The sequence below is a fragment of the Pantoea sp. KPR_PJ genome (assembly GCF_041386365.1).
Classification (GTDB): domain Bacteria; phylum Pseudomonadota; class Gammaproteobacteria; order Enterobacterales; family Enterobacteriaceae; genus Pantoea.
In genome coordinates this window covers 216018-237709 of sequence record NZ_JABMIK010000003.1, presented here as the reverse complement: position 1 = coordinate 237709, position 21692 = coordinate 216018, and the positions used below count along the sequence as shown (strand labels likewise).

Here is a 21692-nt window from a genome sequence, read left to right as displayed (position 1 = left end):
AGCCGTTGATACATGGCTAAGTTCTTTATCGATCGCCCCATCTTTGCGTGGGTAATCGCCATCATCGTGATGCTGGCGGGTGCGCTATCGATTCTTAAACTGCCGATTGAGCAATATCCAAACGTTGCTCCACCGGCCGTACAGATTCGTGCAGCCTATCCGGGTGCGGATGCGAAAACGCTGCAGGACTCCGTGACGCAGGTTATCGAACAGAATATGAACGGTATTGATGGGTTGATGTACTTCTCATCAAACAGTGACTCTTCCGGTAACCTGCAGCTGACCCTGAGCTTCGAATCCGGCACCGACCCTGACATCGCGCAGGTTCAGGTGCAGAACAAACTGCAGCTGGCGATGCCGCTGCTGCCGCAGGAAGTGCAGCAGCAAGGTATTCAGGTGCAGAAATCCTCCAGCAGCTTCCTGATGGTAGCGGGTTTTGTCAGCGATGACGGCTCCATGACGCAGAACGATATCTCCGATTTCGTGGCGTCAAACATCAAAGACCCCATCAGCCGTACCACGGGCGTCGGTGATACGCAGATCTTCGGTGCACAGTATGCGATGCGCATATGGATGGATCCGGCGAAGCTCAACAATTATCAGCTGACGCCAGTGGATGTGATCAGCGCCATCAACACGCAGAACGCCCAGGTTGCGGCGGGTCAGCTGGGTGGTGCCCCTGCCGCCCCCAACCAGCAACTCAACGCCTCAATCATTGCGCAGACGCGTCTGACCTCAACCGATGAGTTCGGCAAAATTCTGCTCAAGGTTAACACTGACGGTTCACAGGTACGCCTGCGCGACGTGGCGAAAATCGAATTGGGTGGCGAAAACTACGAGGTTATCGCGCGCTACAACGGTAAGCCCGCCTCCGGTATCGGTATCAAGCTGGCGACGGGTGCTAACGCACTGGATACCGCCAACGCGGTGAAGGCAGAACTGGGCAAACTGCAGTCGACCTTCCCGGCGGGCCTGAAAGTCGTTTACCCTTACGACACCACGCCATTCGTTAAAATCTCTATCTTCGAAGTGGTTAAGACACTGTTTGAAGCGATCGTGCTGGTTTTCCTGGTCATGTATCTCTTCCTGCAGAACTTCCGCGCCACGCTAATCCCGACTATCGCCGTGCCTGTTGTTCTGCTCGGTACCTTTGCCATCATCAACGCCTTCGGCTACTCGATCAACACGCTGACGATGTTCGGTATGGTGCTCGCCATTGGCCTGCTGGTGGATGATGCCATCGTGGTAGTAGAGAACGTTGAGCGTGTGATGGCCGAAGATGGCCTGCCGCCGAAAGAGGCGACAAAACGTTCAATGGAGCAGATTCAGGGCGCGCTGGTCGGTATCGCGCTGGTGCTCTCGGCGGTGTTTATCCCGATGGCCTTCTTCGGTGGCTCGACCGGGGTGATCTACCGCCAGTTCTCTATCACCATCGTTTCCGCAATGGCGCTGTCGGTACTGGTTGCGTTGATCCTGACGCCTGCGCTTTGCGCCACCATGCTGAAACCCATCAAAAAAGGCGATCATGGCACCACCACCGGCTTCTTCGGCTGGTTTAACCGCCTGTTCGACAAGAGCACCAATCACTATGTCGACAGCGTGGGCCATATCGTGCGCAGCACCGGCCGCTATCTGGTGCTCTATCTGGTCATTGTGGTTGGTATGGCGTATCTGTTCCTGCGCCTCCCCTCCTCCTTCCTGCCGGAAGAGGATCAGGGACTGCTGCTGGCTCAGGCGCAGCTGCCTGCGGGTGCCACGCAGGAGCGTACGCAGAAGGTCATGGATCAGATCACGGACTACTTCCTGACGAAAGAGAAAGACAGCGTCAAGTCGGTATTTACCGTTAACGGCTTCGGCTTCTCCGGCCGTGGTCAGAACACCGGTATTGCCTTCGTCAGCCTGAAACCCTGGGATGAGCGTAGCAGCAGCGATCTGAAGGTGCCCGCCATTGCCGGCCGCGCCATGGGCGCGCTGGGTAAGATCAAAGATGCGATGGTGTTTCCGTTCAACCTGCCAGCGATTATCGAACTCGGTAACGCAACGGGCTTCGACTTTGAGCTGATTGACCAGAACAACCTCGGCCATGAAAAACTGACCGAAGCGCGCAACCAGTTGCTGGGTATGGTGGCACAGCACTCCGATACGCTGGTAGGCGTGCGTCCTAACGGTCTGGAAGATACGCCGCAGTACAAGCTGACTGTCGATCAGGAAAAGGCGCAGGCGCTTGGCGTCTCGATTTCCGACATCAATACCACGCTGGGCGCAGCCTGGGGCGGCTCCTACGTTAATGACTTTATCGATCGCGGTCGTGTGAAAAAGGTCTACGTAATGGGTCAGGCCAGCGATCGTATGCTGCCTGATGACATCAGCAAGTGGTATGTGCGTAACAGCGGCGGCACGATGGTGCCCTTCTCTGCCTTCTCGTCGGCGAAGTGGCAGTATGGTTCACCGCGTCTGGAGCGCTATAACGGCCTGCCTTCGATGGAAATTCTGGGTCAGGCTGCGCCGGGCAAAAGCTCCGGTGATGCCATGAACCTGATGGAAGAGCTGGCGTCGAAACTGCCTGCGGGCATCGGCTATGACTGGACTGGCATGTCCTATCAGGAACGCCTCTCCGGTAACCAGGCGCCTGCGCTCTACGCCATCTCGCTGATTGTGGTCTTCCTCTGTCTGGCGGCGCTTTATGAGAGCTGGTCAATTCCCTTCTCGGTTATGCTGGTGGTGCCGCTCGGGGTTATCGGCGCGCTGATCTTTACCACACTGCGCGGACTGAGTAACGACGTCTACTTCGTGGTCGGTCTGTTAACCACCGTTGGTCTGTCGGCGAAGAACGCCATTCTGATTGTCGAATTCGCCAAGGATTTGATGGAGAAAGAGGGCAAAGGTCTGGTCGAAGCGACACTGGAGGCATGCCGTATGCGTCTGCGTCCAATCCTGATGACCTCGCTGGCCTTTATTCTCGGCGTGTTGCCGCTGGCGATCAGTACCGGTGCAGGCTCTGGCGCACAAAACGCCGTAGGTACTGGCGTAATGGGCGGTATGGTGACGGCAACGGCGCTGGCTATCTTCTTTGTGCCGGTGTTCTTCGTGGTGGTTCGCCGCCGCTTTAGCAAGAATAAAGCTGAGCTGGAAAAAGGTCATCCCACCGAACAGAGTCATCAGCATTAACCTTTCCTTCTGACAAAAGGCCGCACAAGCGGCCTTTTTTTCGTCCACCTCCCGCGCAGAAAAGCGTGAGCCGCTGTAGAGGCGTCCCTCTCCTGCGCAAGCTGTATCATTTTCCAGGCCTGCCACCTGCTGATAAACGCAGGCGGTTCAGCGCAGACGCACCACAGGCGCTTTCGCCCCCATTGCCATACCTTGCATTTCTGGCTGATGCGCGCCATAATAATGTTACTTTATAACATAACAAAAGTGAGGCGTTATGAAACCGAATATTCACCCTGCTTACCGTCCGGTCATATTTCATGACACGACCGTTGATAAGTATTTCAGGATTGGCTCTACCATCAAAACAGAGCGCACTATCGAATTTGAAGGTGAAACCCTGCCCTACGTGACGCTGGATGTCTCTTCCGCTTCGCACGTTTACTACACCGGCAAGCAGAAAGATTTCACCAAAGAAGGCAGCGCCGCGCGTTTCAATCAGCGTTTTGGCCGCTTTCTTAAAAAACAAGGTTGATAAATATGCAGGTATTGAGCTCACTGGCGTCAGCAAAAAAACGCCACAAGGATTGCAAAATTGTTCGTCGTCACGGGCGCGTTTTCGTGATTTGCAAATCGAACCCGCGCTTTAAGGCGGTACAGGGAAGAAAGAAAAAACGCTAGTCGCGGAAGTTGTTGAAAGCTGGCCGGGGTGATCCCCCGGCCTTTTTTTATTTCATGCTGCCAGTCATGGCTTCCACGTTATGGCGGAAGGCAGCAACGTAAGTGGCCGCCGGTCCTGCAGAGGAAGAGAGTGCTTCCGGATAAAGCTCTCCTCCCGGCTGCGCACCCGTGGCGCTGGCAATCTGCTTCACCAGACGTGGGTCAGTCTGATTTTCAATAAAGTAGGTGTGAATATGCTCGGCCTGAAGCTGTTTGATCAGGCCCCCAACGTCACTGGCGCTCGCTTCCGCTTCCGTGGAGAAGCCTACCGGCGCAAGGAAGGTGACGCCATAACGCTGGCCAAAATAGCCGAACGCATCGTGGCTGGTCAGCACTTTGCGCTTCGCCGCAGGTATGGCAGCAAAAGTGGTTTTTGCCCAGCTATCCAGCGCCTGAAGCTGCTGAATATACTTTTCGCCGCTGCGACGGATCGCGTCAGCATCCTGCGGATCGGCTTTCATCAGCGCCTGCATAACATTAGTGGCATAGATGACGCCGTTTTGCATGCTGTTCCACGCGTGGGGATCGGTCACCGTTTTCCCCTCCTCCTCCATACTCCGTGTCGATACGCCCTGAGAGGCGATAACCGGCTCACCTTTATAGCCAGAGGCGCTGACGAGGCGATCCATCCAGCCCTCCAGCCCCAGGCCACTGACAAACACGACATCGGCTTTCGCCAGCGCCTGACTGTCCTGCGGTGTCGGCTCAAAGGTGTGGGGATCGCCATTTGGCCCCACCAGCGATTTGACCCTGACATGTTCACCGCCGACCTGCTGCACGATATCAGCCAGCACGGTAAAGCTTGCGACCGCATCGACGGTCTTTGCCAGCGCCAGCGGGCTGGCAAGCAGCGCACCGATCGCCAGACTGAATGGTAACTTGTTCATAAATACCCCTGTTTAATGGCGGCGCAAAATACCGCCGCATGGTCCAGCCAGAATAGAAAAGAAAAAAAGCAGAGCGGCACTCAGCACCACTGCCGGGCCAGCCGGAAGTGAAAAGTGCCAGGAAAGCATCAATCCCGCCACGGCAGCGAGAATGGCCAGCACCATTGCCACGGCAATCATCCAGGCCAGATGGCGACTCCAGAAGCGCGCACTGGCAGCGGGCAGCATCATCAGACCGACCGACATCAGCGTGCCGAGCACCTGAAAGCCTGCTACCAGATTCAACACCACCAGCATCAGAAACAGCCCATGCACCAGTGGCGCGCTCCATCGTCCCTGGGCACGCAGAAAATCAGGATCGAAAGCATCAATCACCAGCGGTCGGTAAATGACGGCCAGCATCAGCAGCGTAAAGGCAGCGATTGCGCCCACCAGCAGCAGCGCCGGATTGTCTACCGCCAGCAGCGAGCCGAAGAGAACGTGCAGCAGATCAACGCTGGAACCGCGCAGTGAAACCAGCGTCACGCCGAGCGCCAGCGATCCCAGATAGAAACCGGCAAAGCTGGCGTCCTCTTTTAACGGCGTGTAGCGGCTCACCGCGCCTGAAAGCAAGGCCACGGCCAGCCCGGCGATCAGCCCACCGATCCCCATCGCGACCAGCGACAGGCCAGAGATCAGGTAGCCAGTGGCTGCGCCAGGCAAAACCGCATGCGACAGCGCATCACCAATCAAACTCATGCGACGCAGTGACAAAAAAACGCCCAACGGGGTAGCGCTGACCGCCAGCGCCACACAGGCCACCAGGGCGCGGCGCATAAAGCCAAACTCGATAAACGGCTGAATCAGGGTCATGATGCCAGGCCCCGCGCCGTCACGGAAAAGCGGTCGCTATCCAGATGACCAGCATCATCCAGCGACAGTACGTTGCTGAAATAACGTTCCACCAGCGGGCGATCGTGCAGCACAACCAGCAGTGTGGTACCTGCCTGCTGCTGCTGTTGCAGAATTGACATCAGCAATGTCACGGTTTTGCTGTCTATACCGTTAAAGGGTTCATCCAGCAGCCATAGTTGGCTGCGCTGTAGCAGCAGGCGGGCGAACAGCACGCGCTGTAGCTGGCCGCCCGACAGCGTGGCTGGCTGTGCATCGGCAAACTCCCGCATCTGAACCGCCTCCAGTGCGGCCACGATTTCGCGCTTCATGTCGCGATTAATGCCGCCGAACCAGCCACAGCGCGGCCAGCAACCCATTGAAACCAGCTCAAAAACGGTTAAGGGAAAACGCGTCTCCAGCTCACTACGCTGCGGCATCCAGCCAATCGCTTTTTGCGCAAACGCCAGCTCGCACTTCCCTGCAACTGGCTTTACCAGGCCCGCAATCGTTTTTAACAGCGTTGATTTACCGCTGCCGTTTGCGCCAACCAGTGCCGTCATGCTTCCTGTGGCTATCTCAGCATTGATAACGGGCGTCACCGCCACGCCCTGATAACCTGCTCTGAGGTAAGAAAAACGCATCATGGCGAGACGCCCCACAGCAGCGCCAGCGCCAGTAGCGTGATAATCCCCAGCGCTATTGCCAGACGCCCCATTAGCGAAAACAGCATTCCACTTTGATTCATGATTCACTCAATACGTTATAACATAACAATACTCTACCTGATCTTCTTAACAGGCTGGACGAGGAATATGTTTCAAAAGGTATCTGCTTAAAGAGCTATACTGAAAAGACGATATGCCACTTATCTGATTTGTCAGGTAAAAAACCTTTACGAATAACAATAATAGGTTTTGTCCATAACGGGCGGGTTGCAAAGTCGTTGCATAAGTCCAATGATGAGATTAACAATCCAGAGTGCTGATGAAGACATGTCATTACGAATCGAAAGCAATATCCTTGCAGATAACCCGGGCGTTCCTGAATTAACCGCGTTTATCCAACGGAATATTCCCAAAATAGCGCAACCGCTTGCAGGGGATTTACACTGGTATTCACCACATGCTCAGTTGCTTCCCGAGAGCTTTAGAATAAAGTCTGTTGAAATGTTAGCCGACAATCATTTTAAAATGGTTTATCAATTCGATGGACATATATTTAGTCCTTGTCTGGATTTAAATGAAAAATTCACGCGAGAAGAACAGGTCATGTTTCAGCTTCTTCCCGGTATTGTTGAGTTTGAGTTGATAGACAATCAGCAACCGTCGCCAGCTGAGGAATTGTAATATTTGGTAATCGAGGTGAGCAATTCTAATGATTGTGTCTTATATTTAATGTGTTGTTAACCCCAAACGTTTTTCAGAATCGCTTCCTGGCCGCTTTATCTCAACTCGCCGCACCGCGGTATCCGTGCAAGCTATGGAGGGGAAAAAGATGGACGAGTACTCACCGAAACGGCATGATATTGCCCAGCTTAAATTCCTGTGTGAGAACCTGTTTGATGAAAGTATGACGACGCTAACCGACAGCCATCACGGCTGGGTTAACGACCCGACTTCTGAGAACAATTTGCAGCTTAATGAATTGATTGAGCACATTGCTTCTTTCACGATGAATTACAAAATAAAGCATGCTGAAGATGAAGCGCTGATAACGCAAATCGATGACTATCTTGACGATACGTTTATGCTATTCACTAATTACGGTATCAGTACGCAAGATTTGAATCGGTGGCAGCGTTCTGCCCGTCGCTTATTTAATCTTTTTAGCGAAGAGTGCGCTTTCCTTCAGCAACCCAGTCACTCCATTTAGTTAAACATGAGACCGGTTTATTTATGAACAATCAAGCCCTGACTAAAACTGATTATTTGATGCGGCTGAGACGCTGCCGTTCGATTGATACGCTTGAACGCGTTATTGAAAAAAATAAGTACGAATTGTCTGATGACGAGCTGGCCGTATTCTACTCAGCTGCCGATCATCGACTGGCTGAACTGACGATGAATAAGCTTTACGACAAAGTGCCGGGTTCGGTATGGAAGTTTGTGCGTTAACACCCTGTTTTTCCTCTCTCGCTTCAGCAATGCACTTATTTTAATCTGAATAGATCTGTCGCTGGCCATGGAATGGCTGCTGTGAAGGGTGTCTGGCATTTTTTCAAGCGGAGAAAATGGTGGAGGCCCTGCCAGCCACATCCCGGCACACGCGTCACCTGCTGCGGCTGCTTCCTTCCGGACCTGACCGAGTTCACAAGTTAGCATTGCGGGAGGACCAACAGAGCCTCCATTGACGAGCCCTCTTTCGAAGGCGGGAGCATTATCAGGGATGGATCGGTCAATTGCAAGGCCCGTCCGGGTGACCGTTGTTTTCTTGAACAGCAGGCCGCACCGCAGGCTGTGTGCGCTATGGTAAAGTCACCTTTTGTTCTGACCGGATTTGCGTCATGGACCCGAACGACAGCTTTCAACAACGTATCTGGCAAATTGTTGCTGCCATTCCCTACGGTAAAGTCGCCACTTACGGTGATGTCGCCCTGCTTGCTGGCTCCCCGCGCGCGGCGCGTCAGGTTGGCGGCGTGCTGCGTCGTCTGCCGCCAGACAGCCAGCTTCCCTGGCATCGCGTGATCAATCGCCACGGTGCAATTTCATTGCAGGGTGACGATCTGCTCAGGCAGCGCGATGCACTGGCATCAGAAGGTATTGAGATTAGCGATGCGGGTCAGGTCAAGCTGGAGGCGTATCGCTGGCGTCCCTGACAGCGGGGCGACAGCGCCCCGCGGCTAACAGATTACAGGCTGGTAGGAGCAGGTACCGAGGAAGATGGGGTAACCTGCGTAGGCGAAGTCAAAGGAACAGTCGTTGCCGCGCCTGGCTGGGTAGGCAGTGCCGTATGCGGTACGGGCACCAGCAGCAACTCCGCTTTGGTTCCACCCTGGTTAATCACTGGCTTAACCGAGTCGGTTATAAATGCCAGCTTGCCGTCGATTGTGATGGCTGCGCTCAGCAAAATTCGCGCGTTAGGCTGAATGTCGGCAGGATTAAATGGCAGTACAAACTGGAACGGTGCCTGTTTACCCTGGGTATGAACGGCACGCTGCGCCAGTACTTTTGACGGCGCATCTGACAGCGAAGCGTCTGACAGCGTCACCGTTAACACTGCATCTGGCGGCAGCGCAATACGCTGACGAATATAGACCGAACCGCTGACATTAGGCTGCGCAATCGCCGCCTGTTGTCCGGGTGCACTCGCGCCCAGGGTGGGTACAGGCACCGGCTTGCTGTGATCGGCACAGCCTGCTGCGGCTGCAATGAGGGTGATACCACTTACCACTTGCCAGAGTTTCATTGATGTCGTCTCCATCTGATCACTATGATTATCGGCTGCGATTTTAGTGCACAGCGTTTCACTCGCTTTATGTGCTTAATCCTGGCATAAAATCCAGATATTTCCTGTTGGTGACCATACGGCCTGTGGCTCACTCTCTCATTGACGGCAACTGGTCGGATCTTTCACACTGGGCCAGTTAACTTTTTGAGGATGTCACTATGAGCCAGGCGCTGCAAAATCTGCTGAATTTATTAAATCTGGAAAAGCTGGAAGAGGGGTTGTTCCGGGGCCAGAGCGAGGATTTAGGCCTGCGTCAGGTTTTTGGCGGCCAGGTCGTGGGTCAGGCGCTTTACGCAGCCAAACAGACCGTGCCAGAAGATCGCATTATCCACTCGTTCCACAGTTATTTCCTGCGGCCGGGCGACAGTAAGAAAGGCATTATTTATGATGTGGAAACGCTGCGCGACGGTAAGAGCTTTAGCGCGCGTCGCGTCAGCGCCATCCAGAACGGCCAGCCCATTTTCTACATGACCGCGTCGTTTCAGGCACCCGAAAATGGTTTTGAACATCAGAACAGCATGCCTGAGGTCCCCGGCCCCGACGCGCTGGCTTCAGAGCAGGATCTGGCGCAAAAAATGGCCCATCTGCTACCAGAGAAGGTGCGTGAAAAGTTTATTGCCGAGCGGCCGCTGGAGATAAGACCAGTGCAGATCCATAACCCGCTGAAAGGGCGCGTTGATGAGCCGGTACGCCAGGTGTGGATCCGTGCTAACGGCGCACTGCCTGCCGATTTGCGCATCCATCAGTATCTGCTGGGCTACGCCTCCGATCTCAATTTCCTGCCGGTGGCGCTTCAGCCGCACGGCAAAGGCTTTCTGGAGCCAGACATGCAGGTTGCCACTATCGATCATTCAATGTGGTTCCACCGCCCGTTTAATTTCAGCGACTGGCTGCTTTATAGCGTGGTCAGTACTTCGGCTTCCGGTGCCCGCGGTTTTGTGCGCGGCGAATTTTACGATCGGCAGGGAGTGCTGGTTGCCTCAACGGTGCAGGAAGGCGTCATGCGCCAGCGCAGCGAATAGCCGTTCGCGCGTTGCAAGCGCCGTAATGGGTATCAGGCGTGACACCTAACGAAAAGGGGCGAATCATCGCCCCTTTTTACAGTGTTATTATTTCGCGCACTGCTCTGCTTTGCCCGAGAGCTTACTGGTTATAAGCATTCTCGCCGTGGCTGTTGACGTCCAGACCTTCGCGCTCCTGCTCTTCCGGCACGCGCAGACCAACAATCATATCCGCCAGCTTAAAGCCGATAAAGGCGACCACCGCAGACCAGATAATGGTTACGCCGACGCTGAGCAGCTGCACCCATACCTGATGACCCATCGTCACGCCTTCTGCATAGCCAACGCCACCGAGTGAGGAGGAGGCGAATATGCCGGTCAGGATACAGCCAACAATACCGCACACGCCATGCACACCGAAGACGTCGCACGGGTCATCCACGCGCAGCATTTTCTTCAGTGAGGTTACGCCCCACAGACCGGCCAGACCGCCGATCAGACCGATGATCAGTGCACCGCCAACGCCCACATAACCACAGGCTGGCGTAATCGCTACCAGACCGGCAATAAAGCCTGAACAGGCACCCAGCAGCGATGGCTTGCCGCGTACGGCCCACTCACCGAAGGTCCAGGAAAGGACAGCGCCTGCGGTGGCGACCACGGTATTCAGGAAGGCCAGCGCTGCGATTTCATTAGCCGCTGAAGCTGAACCGGCGTTAAAGCCAAACCAGCCAACGTAAAGAATGGCGGTGCCCGTAAAGACCATCGGCAGATTGTGAGGTTTAAAAGCCTCTTTACCAAAGCCTGCACGTTTGCCCACCAGGTAGGCACCGACCAGACCCGCCACCGCGGCGTTAATATGCACCACCGTACCACCTGCGAAGTCCAGCGCGCCGTCCTGAGCCAGGAAACCGCCAGCCCAGACCATATGTGCAACTGGCAGATAGGCCAGCGTGACCCAGACGCCCACAAAGATCAGCACCGCAGAGAAGCGAATACGCTCGGCAATAGCACCGACGATCAGCCCAACGGTGATACAGGCAAAGGAAGCCTGAAACGCCACGTGAATGTACTGATAAAAACTGCCCATAACGGCCGTCAGCTGAATGTTTTTCAGCATTGCCCACTGGAAGCTGCCAAAGAAAGCGTTGCCTTCACTGAACGCCAGCGAATAGCCGTAGACAATCCACAGCACGCACACCAGCGCAAAGGTCACGGCGACCTGGGTCAGCATCGACAGCACGTTTTTGCCGCGAATCAAGCCACCGTAAAACAGCGCGATCCCTGGAATTGTCATAAACAGCACCAGTGCGGTGCAAATCATCATAAATGCGTTATCGGCCTTATCCGCAACGGCAGGTGCCGCCATCGCCAGTGACGGTAACAGCGCCAGGCTGATGAGGCCCAACAAGGTGAGTGCTTTATTCATTTTTTGTCCATCCCATCAGATTACTTAGCCGAAATTACAACGCTGCTTCGTCGGTTTCGCCGGTGCGAATACGGATCACGCGCTGAAGCTCAGCGACGAATATTTTGCCGTCACCGATTTTGCCGGTGTAGGCCGCCTTGCTGATAACATCCACGACTTCGTCAAGCTGATCGTCAGCAATAGCGATATCAATCTTGACCTTCGGCAGGAAGTTCACGCTGTACTCAGCGCCGCGATAGAGCTCAGCGTGACCTTTCTGACGGCCGAACCCTTTGACTTCAGAGACGGTCAGCCCCTGAATACCGATAGAGGAGAGCGCTTCACGCACATCCTCCAGTTTGAACGGTTTAATAACCACGGTAACCAGCTTCATTGCATCCCCTCCGGGTAGTAGGCCAATACGTCAAATCAGATATGCAGTGACAGAAGCAAAGGCTGTGCCAGGAATGAACATGAGTCAGCATGGCGCGAGAAGTGCAGCGCAGCACGGCCTGAAATCACGGAAATAACAAGGGCAGGGAGAAAAGCGAAACAGCAACGCTGAGAGGATGCACTTCTTTGGTGCTTACGGCCTCAAAGAAGTGCATTGATACAGAACATTCTGATAAATGCGCGCAAAAAAGGTGCAATTTACCCGGTGATGACGGCGGCCTTGCCCGACGCAAGTTCATCACCTGCCTGCTGAAGCTGAAACATCTGCCAGTAGCGCCCCTGCTGTGCCAGCAGCGCGGCATGATTGCCCTGCTCTACCACCTGGCCTCTGTGCAGAACCAGAATCGTATCCGCTTCCGTGATCGTAGAGAGACGATGGGCAATCACGACCAGCGTAGTGTACTGGCGCAGCTGACGCAGGGTCTGCTGGATCGCCTGCTCGGTGCCGGAGTCGATATTGGCGGTTGCCTCGTCAAGGATAAGAATCTGTGGCATGTCGACCAGCACCCGCGCCAGCGCCAGCAATTGCTTTTGCCCGACTGACAAATTGTTACCCTGCTCGCCCAGGCGCGTATGGATGCCCGCTGGCATCTCGCGCGCCAGCGAAGCCAGCTGCACCTGCTCCAGTGCCTGCCATACCGCTTCCTCGCTGATATCGCGGCCCAGGCGCACGTTGGCCAGCAGCGTATCCGCCAGCACCACCGGATCTTGCTGCACCATGGCGACACCGCGCCGCAGCGTCTGATGGCTGAGCTGGCTGACCGGACGGCCGTCCAGCGCGATTTCGCCGCGCGTCACCGGGTAGTAGCCCATCAGCAAACTGGCGAGCGTACTTTTTCCACTACCGGTATGCCCTACCAGCGCCACAAAGCTGCGCGAAGGCACCTCAAGATTAATATCGCTCAGTACATCACGATCGTCACGGTAGGCAAAGCTCAGATGGCGCAGCGAGATCTGCCCTGACCTCAGCGGACGCGAATCATTGCCATAGTCCTGCTGCACCGCATCCATCAGTTCAAAAATGCGCTCGCCCGACACCACCGCCTGCTGCAGCATCGACTGTTGAGTGGTGAGTTCGATCAGCGGTTCATTGAGGCGACCCAGATAGGTGATAAAAGCATAGAGCACGCCGACCTCAAAGATCCCCGGTGAGGAGAAGCTAAACAGCATCAGCAGGCCACACAGGATCAGCGCCGAAAACAGGCTAAGCAGCGGGCGCAGCAGGAAACCATCAAGCCGCAGCGTCTGCATACGCGCCATGTAGTGCGAGCGGCTGGCTTCATTCATCCGTTCCCCAAAGCGCGCCTGCTGACGAAACTGCTGGATCACGCTCATGCCGTTGATGACTTCATTAAAGCCGTTATTGATATCCGCCAGATAGCTGCGCACCCGACGTGCAATCGGCGTGCTGTAACGCTGATAGATAAGCATAACCGCCAGCACCAGCGGGAAAATAGCCATCGCCACCAGCGCCATTCGCCAGTCCAGGCTGAACATCGCCACCATCATGGCACCAATCAGCGCCGCGCTGCGCAACACCGTCGCGACCACGGTCACGTACAGGTCCTTGATCACCTCCGTGTCGTTGGTGACGCGAGAGATGATCTGCCCGACCGGCTGGGTGTCAAACGCGCTAAGCGGCTGGCGCAGCGCCGCATTCATAATGTCGCTGCGCAGGCGCTGCACCACACCAATCGCTGCGCGGTTAAACAGCAGCGCCTGGAAGTAGTGCAGTCCTGCCGCCAGCAGCTGCAACAAAATAAAGCTCACCACCAGTCCGGCGACGATGCCCCAGGGCATCTGGTGTTTCGCTACCAGGTTATCGATAAAGTAGCTGACCAGCACCGGTCCGGTCACCTCGGCAGCAGCGGCGATCCACAGCATGCCCACCGCCAGTGCCAGCGATCGACGCCACGGCGCGCCGTAGGCCAGCAGCCGCTTCAGCGTTGGCCACAAGCGTTTAGACTTCGCCATGGGATGCTCCTTTCACGTCCTCTTCTCCATCCAGCGCGGCTTCAAGCTGCTGATAGCGATACATATCCCGATACCAGCCGGGTTGGGCAGTCAACGCCTCATGCTCACCGCGCTGTGCGACCCTCCCCTGCTGCAGCACCAGAATTTCATTCGCCTCCGTCAGGGCTGACAAACGGTGCGCGCTGATAATCAGGGTACGCCCTTTTCCCCACAGGCGCAGGTTATGCAGAATGTCATGCTCGGTGCGGCCATCAACCGCCGACAGAGCATCATCAAGAATCAGGATCTCTGCATTAAGCAGCAGCGCGCGTGCAATCGAGAGTCGTTGTTTCTGTCCACCCGAGAGCATGACGCCGCGCTCGCCCACTTCGGTCTCATACCCCTGCGGCAGACGCAGAATATCTTCATGGACGCAGGCCAGCCTGGCGGCACGCTCAATCTCCTCCTGGCTGGCGTCGGGTTTACCCAGCGCGATATTGCTTGCGACGCTGTCAGAGAAAAGGAACGGCGTCTGGCTGACCACTGCCAGACGACTGCGCCAGCTGTCGATACGCAACTGCGTCAGCGGCAGGTTGTGATAGCGGATCTCGCCCTGGTCAATATCAAAATGACGCTGTATCAGGCTGAGAAGCGTGCTTTTCCCGCTACCGGTAGGCCCGCACAGGCCAAGCATCTGGCCGGGCTTGAGCTGAAAACTGAGGTCCGTTAGCACAGGTGCAGCACTGGCCGGATAGCGAAAGGTCTCAATCGCCGCCTGCAAGACGCCCGGCTCCGCCGGCAGCACCCGATCGCCATCTTTTACCGCTGGCGCTTCTGCCAGCAGTGCCCCGATGCGGCTCCAGGCCGCGCTACCACGCTCGACGATATTAAACATCCACGCCAGCGCCAGCATCGGCCAGATCATCAGGCCGAGATACATGACAAAGCTGGTGAGCTGACCGAGCGTCAGCTGGTTGTGCCAGACCATCCAGCTGCCACCGCCAATTGCCAGCAGATTCGACAGACCGATAGCGACATAAATCGTAGGATCGAAACGGGCATCAACGCGCGCGACGCGCAGATTTTTTGCGCCGGTATCGCGGGCGATTGCAGAAAACTGTTCCGACTGGTGTGACTCCAGGCCAAACGCCTTGATCATGCGAATGCTGGTCAGGCTCTCCTGCGTCTGGTCGTTAAGGCTGGAAAAGGCGGCCTGCGCCAGCTTAAAGCGGTCATGCAACTGGTTGCCGTAGCGGTGGATAAACAGCGCCATAACCGGCATCGGTACCAGCGACAGCAGCGTCAGCTGCCAGCTAATTTGCAGGCTCATCACCAGCAGCACTACGCAGCCCATCACCAGCGAATCAACCAGCGTCAGCACCCCTTCGCCCGCTGCAAACACCACGCGATCCACATCATTAGTCGCGCGCGCAATCAGGTCGCCGGTGCGGTGGCGCAGATAAAAGGCAGGATGCTGGCGGCTCAGCTGACGATAGAAATCTTCGCGCAATTCAACGGCAAGCTGATAGGAAGCGCCGAACAGCAGCACGCGCCAGACATAGCGCAGCAGATAGGTCGCGACTGCCGTCACCAGCATCACGCCGATCCACATCATAATAGTGCCTGCGCTCATGCTGTGATGGGTGACGCCATCAACGATCACGCCCACCAGATGCGGCGGCAGCAGCTGCAGGATAGCGATGATAATCAGAAGAGTGACCGCGCCGAGATAGCGCCGCCACTCGCGGATAAAATACCAACTTAACTGGCTGAATAGTCGCACTACGCTGTTCTCTTTCTTTTGCCTCAGGGGGCAACGGGTAACGCCGTGGTGTATTTGATCTCCTCCATGGCAAAGCTGGAGGTGACGTCAATCAGGCCCGGCACGCTGTTGACCAGACGCTTATAAAAGTCGTCATAACGTTTCATATCTGCCACCTGGATCCGCAACAGATAGTCGAATTCGCCCGCGGTACGGTAAAATGACAGCACTTCCGGCATCTCCTGCACCGCCGAGACGAAGCCCTGATACCATTCGCGGCTGTGCTGCTGCGTTTTGACAAACATAAAGGCTGTCAGTCCGAGGCCGAGCTTTTCGGCATCCAGCAGCGCAACGCGCGCGCGGATAATACCGTCATCCTCCAGCTTTTTCAGTCGCTTCCAGCAGGGGGTGGTGGTGAGATTAACGGCGTCAGCCAGCGCCTGTAGCGATAGCGTACAGTCACGCTGCAGGAGATCGAGTAAACGGCGGTCAGTTTTATCTAACATTGTCCTCTCCGGGAGAATTTTTTTCTCCATCTGCGCCATTATAGCGAGAATAAAGCAATCTCTTTTTCCTGCCTGTGCCTTACAATCAGCGCAACTTTTCTGCCGGGAGTGCCCTATGAGCAGCTGGACTCGCCACGCCATCAATGAAATTAACGCCGACTTTCAGCGCTCCGCTGAAACCCATCTGATCCGCTTTCGTCTGGCAGATTATCCCGGCATCTGGTTTTATCTGAAAGATGAGAGCACGCACCCCAGCGGTAGCCTGAAGCATCGCCTGGCGCGCTCGCTGTTTCTCCATGGACTGGCGAACGGCTGGATCAAAGAGAATACGCCGGTTATCGAAGCCTCTTCCGGCAGCACCGCGGTATCAGAAGCCTATTTTGCCCAGCTGCTGGGGTTGCCTTTTATTGCCGTTATGCCCGCCACGACGGCGAAACGTAAAATTGAGCAGATTCAGTTCTACGGCGGTCAGTGCCATTTTGTCACCGATCCCTGCGAGCTTTACAGCGCCTCGGTCCAGCTGGCGCGTGAACTGAACGGCCATTTTATGGACCAGTTCACCTATGCCGAACGCGCCACCGACTGGCGCGGCAATAATAACATTGCAGAGAGCATTTTTCGTCAGATGGCGCATGAGCCCTTTCCGGTACCCCATACGCTTATCATGAGCGCCGGAACCGGCGGTACTTCCGCCACGCTCGGACGCTATATCCGCTACCAGGGGCTGGAGACACAGCTGCTGGTTGTCGATCCTGAAAACTCCGTCTTTTTCGACTACTGGCATAGCCGCGACGCCACGCTACGCAGCCCGCGCGGCAGCATGATTGAGGGTATTGGCCGTCCGCGCGTCGAGCCCTCTTTTATGCCCGACGTGATAGATGAAATGATGAAAGTGCCGGATGGCGCAACGCTGGCGGCGATGCTGAAGCTGGCGCAGATTATTGGCCGCAAACCCGGCGCGTCAACCGGTACTAACTTCTGGGGCATGATGCAGGTCGCGAAACGGATGCGGGCCAGAGGCGAACAGGGGGCACTGGTCACGCTGATGTGTGACAGCGGTGAACGCTATCCGGACAGCTACTACAACGAAAACTGGGTAGCGCAGCAGGTAGGCGACATTAGCTGCTGGCAGCGGGAGCTGGAATAATATAGCGGACCTCCCGTCCGCTTCACTGTAATCCTCAGCCTTCGGGGGAATATGCGAGGTGCGGGGTTGCCATCCAGTGATTTAAATAGTGAGACACGGCCTGTGTCTCGCAATGTCCGATAACCGGCAGATGCGGCAGCGCTGACTTAAGCTGGCTCATGGCATTGCCCATCACCAGCCCTTTGCCCACCAGCGACAGCATTTCGCGATCGTTCATGGCATCGCCGAAGGCCATACACTCCGCCAGCGTCAGCGAAAGATGCTGGCAGAGCCTGCCGAGCGCGCTGCCTTTGTTGCAGTCAGGCGGCAGCACCTCCAGACAATCCCATGCCGAAAAGCAGATATGGGCGCGGTCGCCAAGTGCCGCGTCAAGCTGCGCTTTTAGCGAGCAGAGCGCTTCGTGATCGTCGACAAAGCAGATTTTCGTGACCTCATGCGCCGGAAAGCTTTTCAGACTGCGCAGCTGGTAGCGGAAACCACTGATCAAATGCGCCTGAAGCATCTGCGGCACGGGTACATCGGTAAACCAGCCCTCATCATTGAATACGTGAACCGATGCGCTGCTGTCCCAGTGGCTGTGCAGTACCTCTTCCGCCACAGAGGGGGAAAGATCGCGGGCAAAAAGCAGATTGCCGTCAGGATCGTGGACGCGCGTGCCGTTGCCGGTAATAAGCCAGGCGGGCAGCGTCATGCGCTGCCGCAGGATCTGCATCTCCAGCAGATGGCGCCCCGTAGCGAAGGCCAGATGGATGTCGCGCTGGTGCAGCGCCAGCAGGCTGGCCAGCGTCTCCTGCCCCAGCTGATGGCTGGGCAGTAACAGCGTGCCGTCCATATCAAATGCAGCTAATCGCGCCATGGTGCTCTCCCCTTAACAAGACAGGCCCCACTATCGCCTGGCAATCCCGGAACTAATAGTGAATACTTTTAAAAAACTGTTCCGGGTTTAGCATGCGTCAGCTTAATCGCCTCAATCAGTTTCAGCGCCTCTGGCAGCACAGCCAGGGTCAGCCGCAACACACCTGCGTGGCCGAGATGGCCAGCCGCTGTTTTTGCAGCGATCGTCATCTACGCACCCTGCTGTCGCAGTGGCAGCACGCTGGCTGGCTACGCTGGCAGGGTGAATCGGGACGCGGCAAGCAGGGGCTGCTTACTTTTCTCTGCTCCCCTGAACAGCTACGGCAACAGCTGCTGCAAACGCAGCTACAGGCGGGCAACGCCGCCGAAGCCTTACAGCTACTGGAGATGGACCCAGGACGGCTGGTGACGCTACTGCGTCCGCTCATGGGCGGTCAGTGGCAAAACGACGCGCCCGTATTGCGTATACCCTACTACCGCCCGCTGGAATCTGTTGCACCGTTGCAAATCAGCGGGCGCGCCGAGCAGCATCTGACACGCCAGCTTTTTTCCGGCCTGACGCGTTTTAAAGCAGAAGAGCCCGCAGGCGACCTGGCCCATCACTGGCAACACAGCGAGGATGGACGCGTCTGGCTTTTCTGGCTGCGGCCGCAGCTCTACTGGCACAGCGATGAACCGCTGCATGCGGCGCAGCTGGTGGAACAGTTTGAGCGCATTATGCAGGATGAGCGTGCAAGACGACTGCTGGCCGCGGTAGAAACGGTGGACGCACCGCATCCGCTGGCGCTGCGCTTTCGGCTCAGCAGCAGCGACTACTGGCTGCCACACCGACTGGCGCATCAGCTCTCTCTGCTGCCACATCCCCGGCAGCCTCATCTCGGCAGCGGTCCCTGGAAACTGGCGCACTTCACGTCAGATTTAGTGCGTATTGAAAGCCATACGCGGTGGCACCTGCAACAGCCACTGATGCAGGCGGTAGAGTACTGGATTACGCCAACGCTGTTTGACCGAACGCTGGGCACCAGTTGCCGTCATCCGGTGCAGATCGCCATCGGCGATGCGGAGGATATGGCGTCGCTGCGACCGGTCAGCCGCAGCATCAGCCTGGGCTTTTGCTACCTCGCCTGTCGGCCGCGACCGGGTTTTACGCTGGCACAGGCGCGACGCCTGTTTCGCCTGTTGCAGCAAAGCGGCATCGTGTCGCAGCTGCCGCTGGAGCAGGGTCTGATTACGCCAAGCCAGGAGCTGTTGCCTGGCTGGCCGGTGCCGCTTATTGATGATGAAACGGTCGCGCTGCCGCCGCGTCTGACGCTGCACTATCAGCTGCCAACAGAACTGCATGAAATGGCTGACGCGCTGCGCCAGCTGTTACTGGCCGAAGGGTGTGAACTGATCCTGACCTTTCACAACGTCAAAAGCTGGCGACAATCCACGGATCTCGATCGGGCCGATCTGATAATGGGCGATCGGCTGATCGGCGAAGCGCCGATCTTTACGCTGGCAAGCTGGCTTGAAATTGACCGCCTGTGGCCTGCTGACATCCATAAGGGTATTCAACAGCAGCTGGCGGCGATACAGCAGCTGGCGGAGAGCGCCAGCCGCAGTGCTGCGCTGCATGAGCTTTACCATCAGCTTATGTGCGACGGCCTGCTGATGCCGCTGTTTAACTATCGCTATCAGATCTTCGCGCCGCCCGGCGTGGAGGGGATTAAGCTTAATACTCTGGGCTGGTTTGATTTCAGCCGCGCCTGGGTGCCACCTCCGCTAACAGAGGCATCACGCGCTTCGGGCTGTTCAGCGGAGTGAGGAGCCATTACCATAAGCATCAAATTTTTGACCAGGACAAGATAATGAAACGAGCCGTTGTCGTCTTCAGCGGTGGACAAGACTCCACTACCTGCCTGATCCAGGCATTACAGCAATATGATGAAGTGCACTGCGTGACCTTTGATTATGGTCAGCGTCATCGTGAAGAGATTGAGGTGGCGCAGGCGCTGGCGTTAAAACTGGGGGCGCGTGCGCATAAACTCCTCGACGTAACCCTGCTTAACGAACTGGCGGTCAGCAGCCTGACCCGCGATAACATTCCAGTGCCCTCCTACGATGCAGCTGCCAGCGGCCTGCCAAGCACCTTTGTGCCGGGGCGCAATATTCTCTTCCTGACGCTCGCCTCGGTTTACGCCTATCAGGTAGAAGCAGAGGCGGTGATCACTGGCGTATGCGAAACGGACTTTTCCGGCTATCCCGACTGTCGTGATGAGTTTGTAAAAGCCCTGAATCAGGCGGTAACGCTGGGCATGGCGCGCGAAATCCGGTTTGAAACGCCTTTGATGTGGCTCAATAAAGCCGAGACCTGGGCGCTGGCGGACTACTGGCAGAGTCTGTCGCTGGTGCGTGAAGAGACGCTGACCTGCTATAACGGCGTAAAAGGCGATGGCTGCGGCGAATGCGCGGCCTGTCACCTGCGCGCGCGTGGTCTGAACGACTATTTCAGCGACCGCGACGGCGTGATGATGGCCATGAAACAGAAAAGCGGTCTGGCCTGATCCCGGACGGACGACGGGTCCTGCGCCCTCGCCTCTGTTACTCAGCGTGAGAATGCCTCCAGCCGGGCACGCAGTTCGCCATCCAGCGACACTGCTTTCTGCGTGCGCAAATCGATACAGACAAAGGTCAGTGCTGCATCTGCAACCACTGTGTCGCTGGCTTCCAGCATCACATGCTGGACAATAATGCCGCTTTTGCCGTTGAGTTGCTTCATATCGCTATAAATCGTCAGCACGTCGCCCAGCACTGCCGGGCGACGATAGTTGATGTTTATATTGACTACCACGAACGCGAGCTGTTGTTCTCTCAGCCAGTTAAAGGCGTTGACCTCCTCCAGCCAGTGCCAGCGTGCCTCTTCGAGAAACTCCAGATAGCGCGCATTGTTGACGTGCTGATACACGTCAAGGTGATAGCCGCGAACCTTAATGGTGGTGTGCATACCTGACATCTCCTGTCGCTTCAGAACCTAACTGGTTGGACCTCTCCAGCGTAGCAAAAGCCTTTTCTGCGTGCGAAAAAAGCGTCAGGATTGCGTCTCAGCTCACAGTTTTAGCCGTCCGGCGTTACGCTCTACCAGCGCGTTGCCTATGCCCGGCACTTCCTTTAACTGCTCGATGGCGGTAAAGGGACCATACTGCTCGCGGTAACTGACAATAGCCTGTGCCTTCTTCAGACCGACCCCGTTCATCACGGCCGACAGCTGTTCAGCTGTTGCCTCGTTGATACTGACCGGTTCTTCTTGTGAGGATGAGGGCGTTGCCTGCGTCACAGGGGTGTCAGCGGCATTTTCTGCGGCCGATGCGCTGACATTACAGAGCGCGCCGCCAAGCGCCAGTGCAAAATAAGCTGCTGATAATAATGACTTAGCCATGCTGTGATTCTCCTTGTGTTTAACAGCCAGCACAGCGTGGCAAAGATAAAACTGGGCTTCAAAAGGCAAAGTGCAGAAATGGAAAAGGCCGCTTACGCGGCCTTTTGGATTTTCA

23 protein-coding genes and 1 other RNA gene are annotated in these 21692 nt (G+C 56.2%); 11 read left to right on the top strand and 13 right to left on the bottom strand.

Features of this window, described 5'->3' with window-relative positions; genetic code table 11:
* Positions 1–12: 12 nt before the first annotated feature.
* The 3 genes from HP564_RS09575 (at position 13) to ykgO (ending at position 3828) form a co-directional block, all read left to right on the top strand.
* Complete coding sequence (locus HP564_RS09575; RefSeq protein ID WP_371242422.1) at positions 13–3168, top strand: efflux RND transporter permease subunit; 3156 nt, start codon at positions 13–15, stop codon at positions 3166–3168.
* A 256-nt stretch (positions 3169–3424) separates the two neighbouring features.
* Positions 3425–3682 carry a type B 50S ribosomal protein L31 gene (locus HP564_RS09570; RefSeq protein ID WP_371242420.1) on the top strand — a complete coding sequence of 86 codons (258 nt, stop codon included), beginning with the start codon at positions 3425–3427 and terminating at the stop codon, positions 3680–3682.
* Between the two features lie 5 nt (positions 3683–3687).
* Positions 3688–3828 carry a type B 50S ribosomal protein L36 gene (ykgO, locus tag HP564_RS09565; RefSeq protein WP_071997379.1) on the top strand — a complete coding sequence of 47 codons (141 nt, stop codon included), beginning with the start codon at positions 3688–3690 and terminating at the stop codon, positions 3826–3828.
* Between the two features lie 47 nt (positions 3829–3875).
* On the opposite strand, the gene HP564_RS09560 is transcribed toward ykgO, so the two are convergent.
* The 3 genes from HP564_RS09560 to HP564_RS09550 are packed head-to-tail and all read right to left on the bottom strand — an operon-like array spanning position 3876 to position 6271.
* Positions 3876–4754, bottom strand: coding sequence for a metal ABC transporter substrate-binding protein (locus HP564_RS09560; RefSeq protein ID WP_371242418.1), 879 nt, complete (start codon positions 4752–4754; stop codon positions 3876–3878).
* Positions 4755–4766: 12 nt separating this feature from the next.
* A complete protein-coding gene (locus HP564_RS09555; RefSeq protein WP_371242416.1) occupies positions 4767–5606 on the bottom strand; it encodes a metal ABC transporter permease in 840 nt (279 codons plus the stop codon).
* On the bottom strand, positions 5603–6271 hold the full coding sequence (locus HP564_RS09550; protein ID WP_371242414.1) for a metal ABC transporter ATP-binding protein: 669 nt from the start codon (positions 6269–6271) through the stop codon (positions 5603–5605). The genes HP564_RS09555 and HP564_RS09550 overlap by 4 nt, the downstream gene beginning before the upstream one ends.
* 312 nt (positions 6272–6583) lie before the next feature.
* On the opposite strand from HP564_RS09550, the gene HP564_RS09545 reads away from it, so the two are divergent.
* The 3 genes from HP564_RS09545 to HP564_RS09535 all read left to right on the top strand — a co-directional run bounded on the left by HP564_RS09545 (position 6584) and on the right by HP564_RS09535 (position 7741).
* Positions 6584–6973, top strand: a complete 390-nt coding sequence (locus HP564_RS09545) for a hypothetical protein (RefSeq protein WP_371242412.1) — start codon at positions 6584–6586, stop codon at positions 6971–6973.
* Positions 6974–7121: 148 nt separating this feature from the next.
* A complete protein-coding gene (gene tomB / locus HP564_RS09540; RefSeq protein ID WP_371242410.1) occupies positions 7122–7499 on the top strand; it encodes an Hha toxicity modulator TomB in 378 nt (125 codons plus the stop codon).
* A 23-nt stretch (positions 7500–7522) separates the two neighbouring features.
* Positions 7523–7741, top strand: a complete 219-nt coding sequence (locus HP564_RS09535; protein ID WP_123798894.1) for an HHA domain-containing protein — start codon at positions 7523–7525, stop codon at positions 7739–7741.
* A gap of 126 nt (positions 7742–7867) precedes the next feature.
* Here HP564_RS09535 and ffs read toward each other — a convergent pair.
* Positions 7868–7964: signal recognition particle sRNA small type (gene ffs / locus HP564_RS09530), an RNA gene on the bottom strand.
* Positions 7965–8130: 166 nt separating this feature from the next.
* Between ffs and HP564_RS09525 the strand changes: the two genes are divergently transcribed.
* Complete coding sequence (locus HP564_RS09525) at positions 8131–8442, top strand: MGMT family protein (protein WP_371242407.1); 312 nt, start codon at positions 8131–8133, stop codon at positions 8440–8442.
* A gap of 32 nt (positions 8443–8474) precedes the next feature.
* Here HP564_RS09525 and HP564_RS09520 read toward each other — a convergent pair whose 3' ends face one another.
* Positions 8475–9032, bottom strand: coding sequence for a YbaY family lipoprotein (locus HP564_RS09520; RefSeq protein WP_371242405.1), 558 nt, complete (start codon positions 9030–9032; stop codon positions 8475–8477).
* A 200-nt stretch (positions 9033–9232) separates the two neighbouring features.
* Here HP564_RS09520 and tesB point away from each other — a divergent pair, with 200 nt between their 5' ends.
* Entirely contained in the window at positions 9233–10096 is an 864-nt protein-coding gene (gene tesB, locus HP564_RS09515; protein ID WP_371242403.1) for an acyl-CoA thioesterase II, read from the top strand.
* A gap of 121 nt (positions 10097–10217) precedes the next feature.
* Here the strand turns inward: tesB and amtB are convergent, their stop codons facing one another.
* From amtB to HP564_RS09490, 5 genes are all read right to left on the bottom strand, one after another.
* A complete protein-coding gene (amtB, locus tag HP564_RS09510) occupies positions 10218–11504 on the bottom strand; it encodes an ammonium transporter AmtB (protein ID WP_371242401.1) in 1287 nt (428 codons plus the stop codon).
* Between the two features lie 34 nt (positions 11505–11538).
* Positions 11539–11877, bottom strand: coding sequence for a P-II family nitrogen regulator (gene glnK, locus HP564_RS09505; protein WP_003850469.1), 339 nt, complete (start codon positions 11875–11877; stop codon positions 11539–11541).
* A 257-nt stretch (positions 11878–12134) separates the two neighbouring features.
* On the bottom strand, positions 12135–13910 hold the full coding sequence (locus HP564_RS09500) for a SmdB family multidrug efflux ABC transporter permease/ATP-binding protein (protein ID WP_371242398.1): 1776 nt from the start codon (positions 13908–13910) through the stop codon (positions 12135–12137).
* A complete protein-coding gene (locus HP564_RS09495; RefSeq protein WP_371242396.1) occupies positions 13897–15672 on the bottom strand; it encodes a SmdA family multidrug ABC transporter permease/ATP-binding protein in 1776 nt (591 codons plus the stop codon). Before HP564_RS09495 ends, HP564_RS09500 begins: the two co-directional genes overlap by 14 nt.
* A gap of 23 nt (positions 15673–15695) precedes the next feature.
* On the bottom strand, positions 15696–16157 hold the full coding sequence (locus tag HP564_RS09490) for an Lrp/AsnC family transcriptional regulator (RefSeq protein WP_371242394.1): 462 nt from the start codon (positions 16155–16157) through the stop codon (positions 15696–15698).
* Between the two features lie 115 nt (positions 16158–16272).
* On the opposite strand from HP564_RS09490, the gene HP564_RS09485 reads away from it, so the two are divergent.
* Complete coding sequence (locus tag HP564_RS09485) at positions 16273–17304, top strand: PLP-dependent cysteine synthase family protein (protein WP_371242392.1); 1032 nt, start codon at positions 16273–16275, stop codon at positions 17302–17304.
* Positions 17305–17338: 34 nt separating this feature from the next.
* On the opposite strand, the gene cof is transcribed toward HP564_RS09485, so the two are convergent.
* Positions 17339–18160 carry an HMP-PP phosphatase gene (gene cof, locus HP564_RS09480; protein WP_371242390.1) on the bottom strand — a complete coding sequence of 274 codons (822 nt, stop codon included), beginning with the start codon at positions 18158–18160 and terminating at the stop codon, positions 17339–17341.
* A 92-nt stretch (positions 18161–18252) separates the two neighbouring features.
* On the opposite strand from cof, the gene HP564_RS09475 reads away from it, so the two are divergent.
* A complete protein-coding gene (locus tag HP564_RS09475) occupies positions 18253–19965 on the top strand; it encodes an SgrR family transcriptional regulator (RefSeq protein WP_371242388.1) in 1713 nt (570 codons plus the stop codon).
* 44 nt (positions 19966–20009) lie between these two features.
* Complete coding sequence (queC, locus tag HP564_RS09470) at positions 20010–20705, top strand: 7-cyano-7-deazaguanine synthase QueC (RefSeq protein ID WP_371242386.1); 696 nt, start codon at positions 20010–20012, stop codon at positions 20703–20705.
* Positions 20706–20746: 41 nt separating this feature from the next.
* Here queC and HP564_RS09465 read toward each other — a convergent pair whose 3' ends face one another.
* The gene (locus HP564_RS09465; RefSeq protein WP_371242384.1) at positions 20747–21145 is read right to left on the bottom strand and encodes a YbgC/FadM family acyl-CoA thioesterase; all 399 of its coding nucleotides are present in this window, start codon (positions 21143–21145) and stop codon (positions 20747–20749) included.
* Between the two features lie 102 nt (positions 21146–21247).
* The gene (locus HP564_RS09460) at positions 21248–21577 is read right to left on the bottom strand and encodes a ComEA family DNA-binding protein (protein WP_371242740.1); all 330 of its coding nucleotides are present in this window, start codon (positions 21575–21577) and stop codon (positions 21248–21250) included.
* Positions 21578–21692: the final 115 nt, after the last annotated feature.

Bases quoted from the DNA above. Each gene is read 5' to 3' on its own strand.
- HP564_RS09575 (WP_371242422.1), top strand. From the start codon at position 13: ATGGCTAAGTTCTTTATCGATCGCCCCATCTTTGCGTGGGTAATCGCC.
- HP564_RS09570 (WP_371242420.1), top strand. From the start codon at position 3,425: ATGAAACCGAATATTCACCCTGCTTACCGTCCGGTCATATTTCATGAC.
- ykgO (WP_071997379.1), top strand. From the start codon at position 3,688: ATGCAGGTATTGAGCTCACTGGCGTCAGCAAAAAAACGCCACAAGGAT.
- HP564_RS09560 (WP_371242418.1), bottom strand. From the start codon at position 4,754: ATGAACAAGTTACCATTCAGTCTGGCGATCGGTGCGCTGCTTGCCAGC.
- HP564_RS09555 (WP_371242416.1), bottom strand. From the start codon at position 5,606: ATGACCCTGATTCAGCCGTTTATCGAGTTTGGCTTTATGCGCCGCGCC.
- HP564_RS09550 (WP_371242414.1), bottom strand. From the start codon at position 6,271: ATGATGCGTTTTTCTTACCTCAGAGCAGGTTATCAGGGCGTGGCGGTG.
- HP564_RS09545 (WP_371242412.1), top strand. From the start codon at position 6,584: ATGATGAGATTAACAATCCAGAGTGCTGATGAAGACATGTCATTACGA.
- tomB (WP_371242410.1), top strand. From the start codon at position 7,122: ATGGACGAGTACTCACCGAAACGGCATGATATTGCCCAGCTTAAATTC.
- HP564_RS09535 (WP_123798894.1), top strand. From the start codon at position 7,523: ATGAACAATCAAGCCCTGACTAAAACTGATTATTTGATGCGGCTGAGA.
- HP564_RS09525 (WP_371242407.1), top strand. From the start codon at position 8,131: ATGGACCCGAACGACAGCTTTCAACAACGTATCTGGCAAATTGTTGCT.
- HP564_RS09520 (WP_371242405.1), bottom strand. From the start codon at position 9,032: ATGAAACTCTGGCAAGTGGTAAGTGGTATCACCCTCATTGCAGCCGCA.
- tesB (WP_371242403.1), top strand. From the start codon at position 9,233: ATGAGCCAGGCGCTGCAAAATCTGCTGAATTTATTAAATCTGGAAAAG.
- amtB (WP_371242401.1), bottom strand. From the start codon at position 11,504: ATGAATAAAGCACTCACCTTGTTGGGCCTCATCAGCCTGGCGCTGTTA.
- glnK (WP_003850469.1), bottom strand. From the start codon at position 11,877: ATGAAGCTGGTTACCGTGGTTATTAAACCGTTCAAACTGGAGGATGTG.
- HP564_RS09500 (WP_371242398.1), bottom strand. From the start codon at position 13,910: ATGGCGAAGTCTAAACGCTTGTGGCCAACGCTGAAGCGGCTGCTGGCC.
- HP564_RS09490 (WP_371242394.1), bottom strand. From the start codon at position 16,157: ATGTTAGATAAAACTGACCGCCGTTTACTCGATCTCCTGCAGCGTGAC.
- HP564_RS09485 (WP_371242392.1), top strand. From the start codon at position 16,273: ATGAGCAGCTGGACTCGCCACGCCATCAATGAAATTAACGCCGACTTT.
- cof (WP_371242390.1), bottom strand. From the start codon at position 18,160: ATGGCGCGATTAGCTGCATTTGATATGGACGGCACGCTGTTACTGCCC.
- HP564_RS09475 (WP_371242388.1), top strand. From the start codon at position 18,253: ATGCGTCAGCTTAATCGCCTCAATCAGTTTCAGCGCCTCTGGCAGCAC.
- queC (WP_371242386.1), top strand. From the start codon at position 20,010: ATGAAACGAGCCGTTGTCGTCTTCAGCGGTGGACAAGACTCCACTACC.
- HP564_RS09465 (WP_371242384.1), bottom strand. From the start codon at position 21,145: ATGCACACCACCATTAAGGTTCGCGGCTATCACCTTGACGTGTATCAG.
- HP564_RS09460 (WP_371242740.1), bottom strand. From the start codon at position 21,577: ATGGCTAAGTCATTATTATCAGCAGCTTATTTTGCACTGGCGCTTGGC.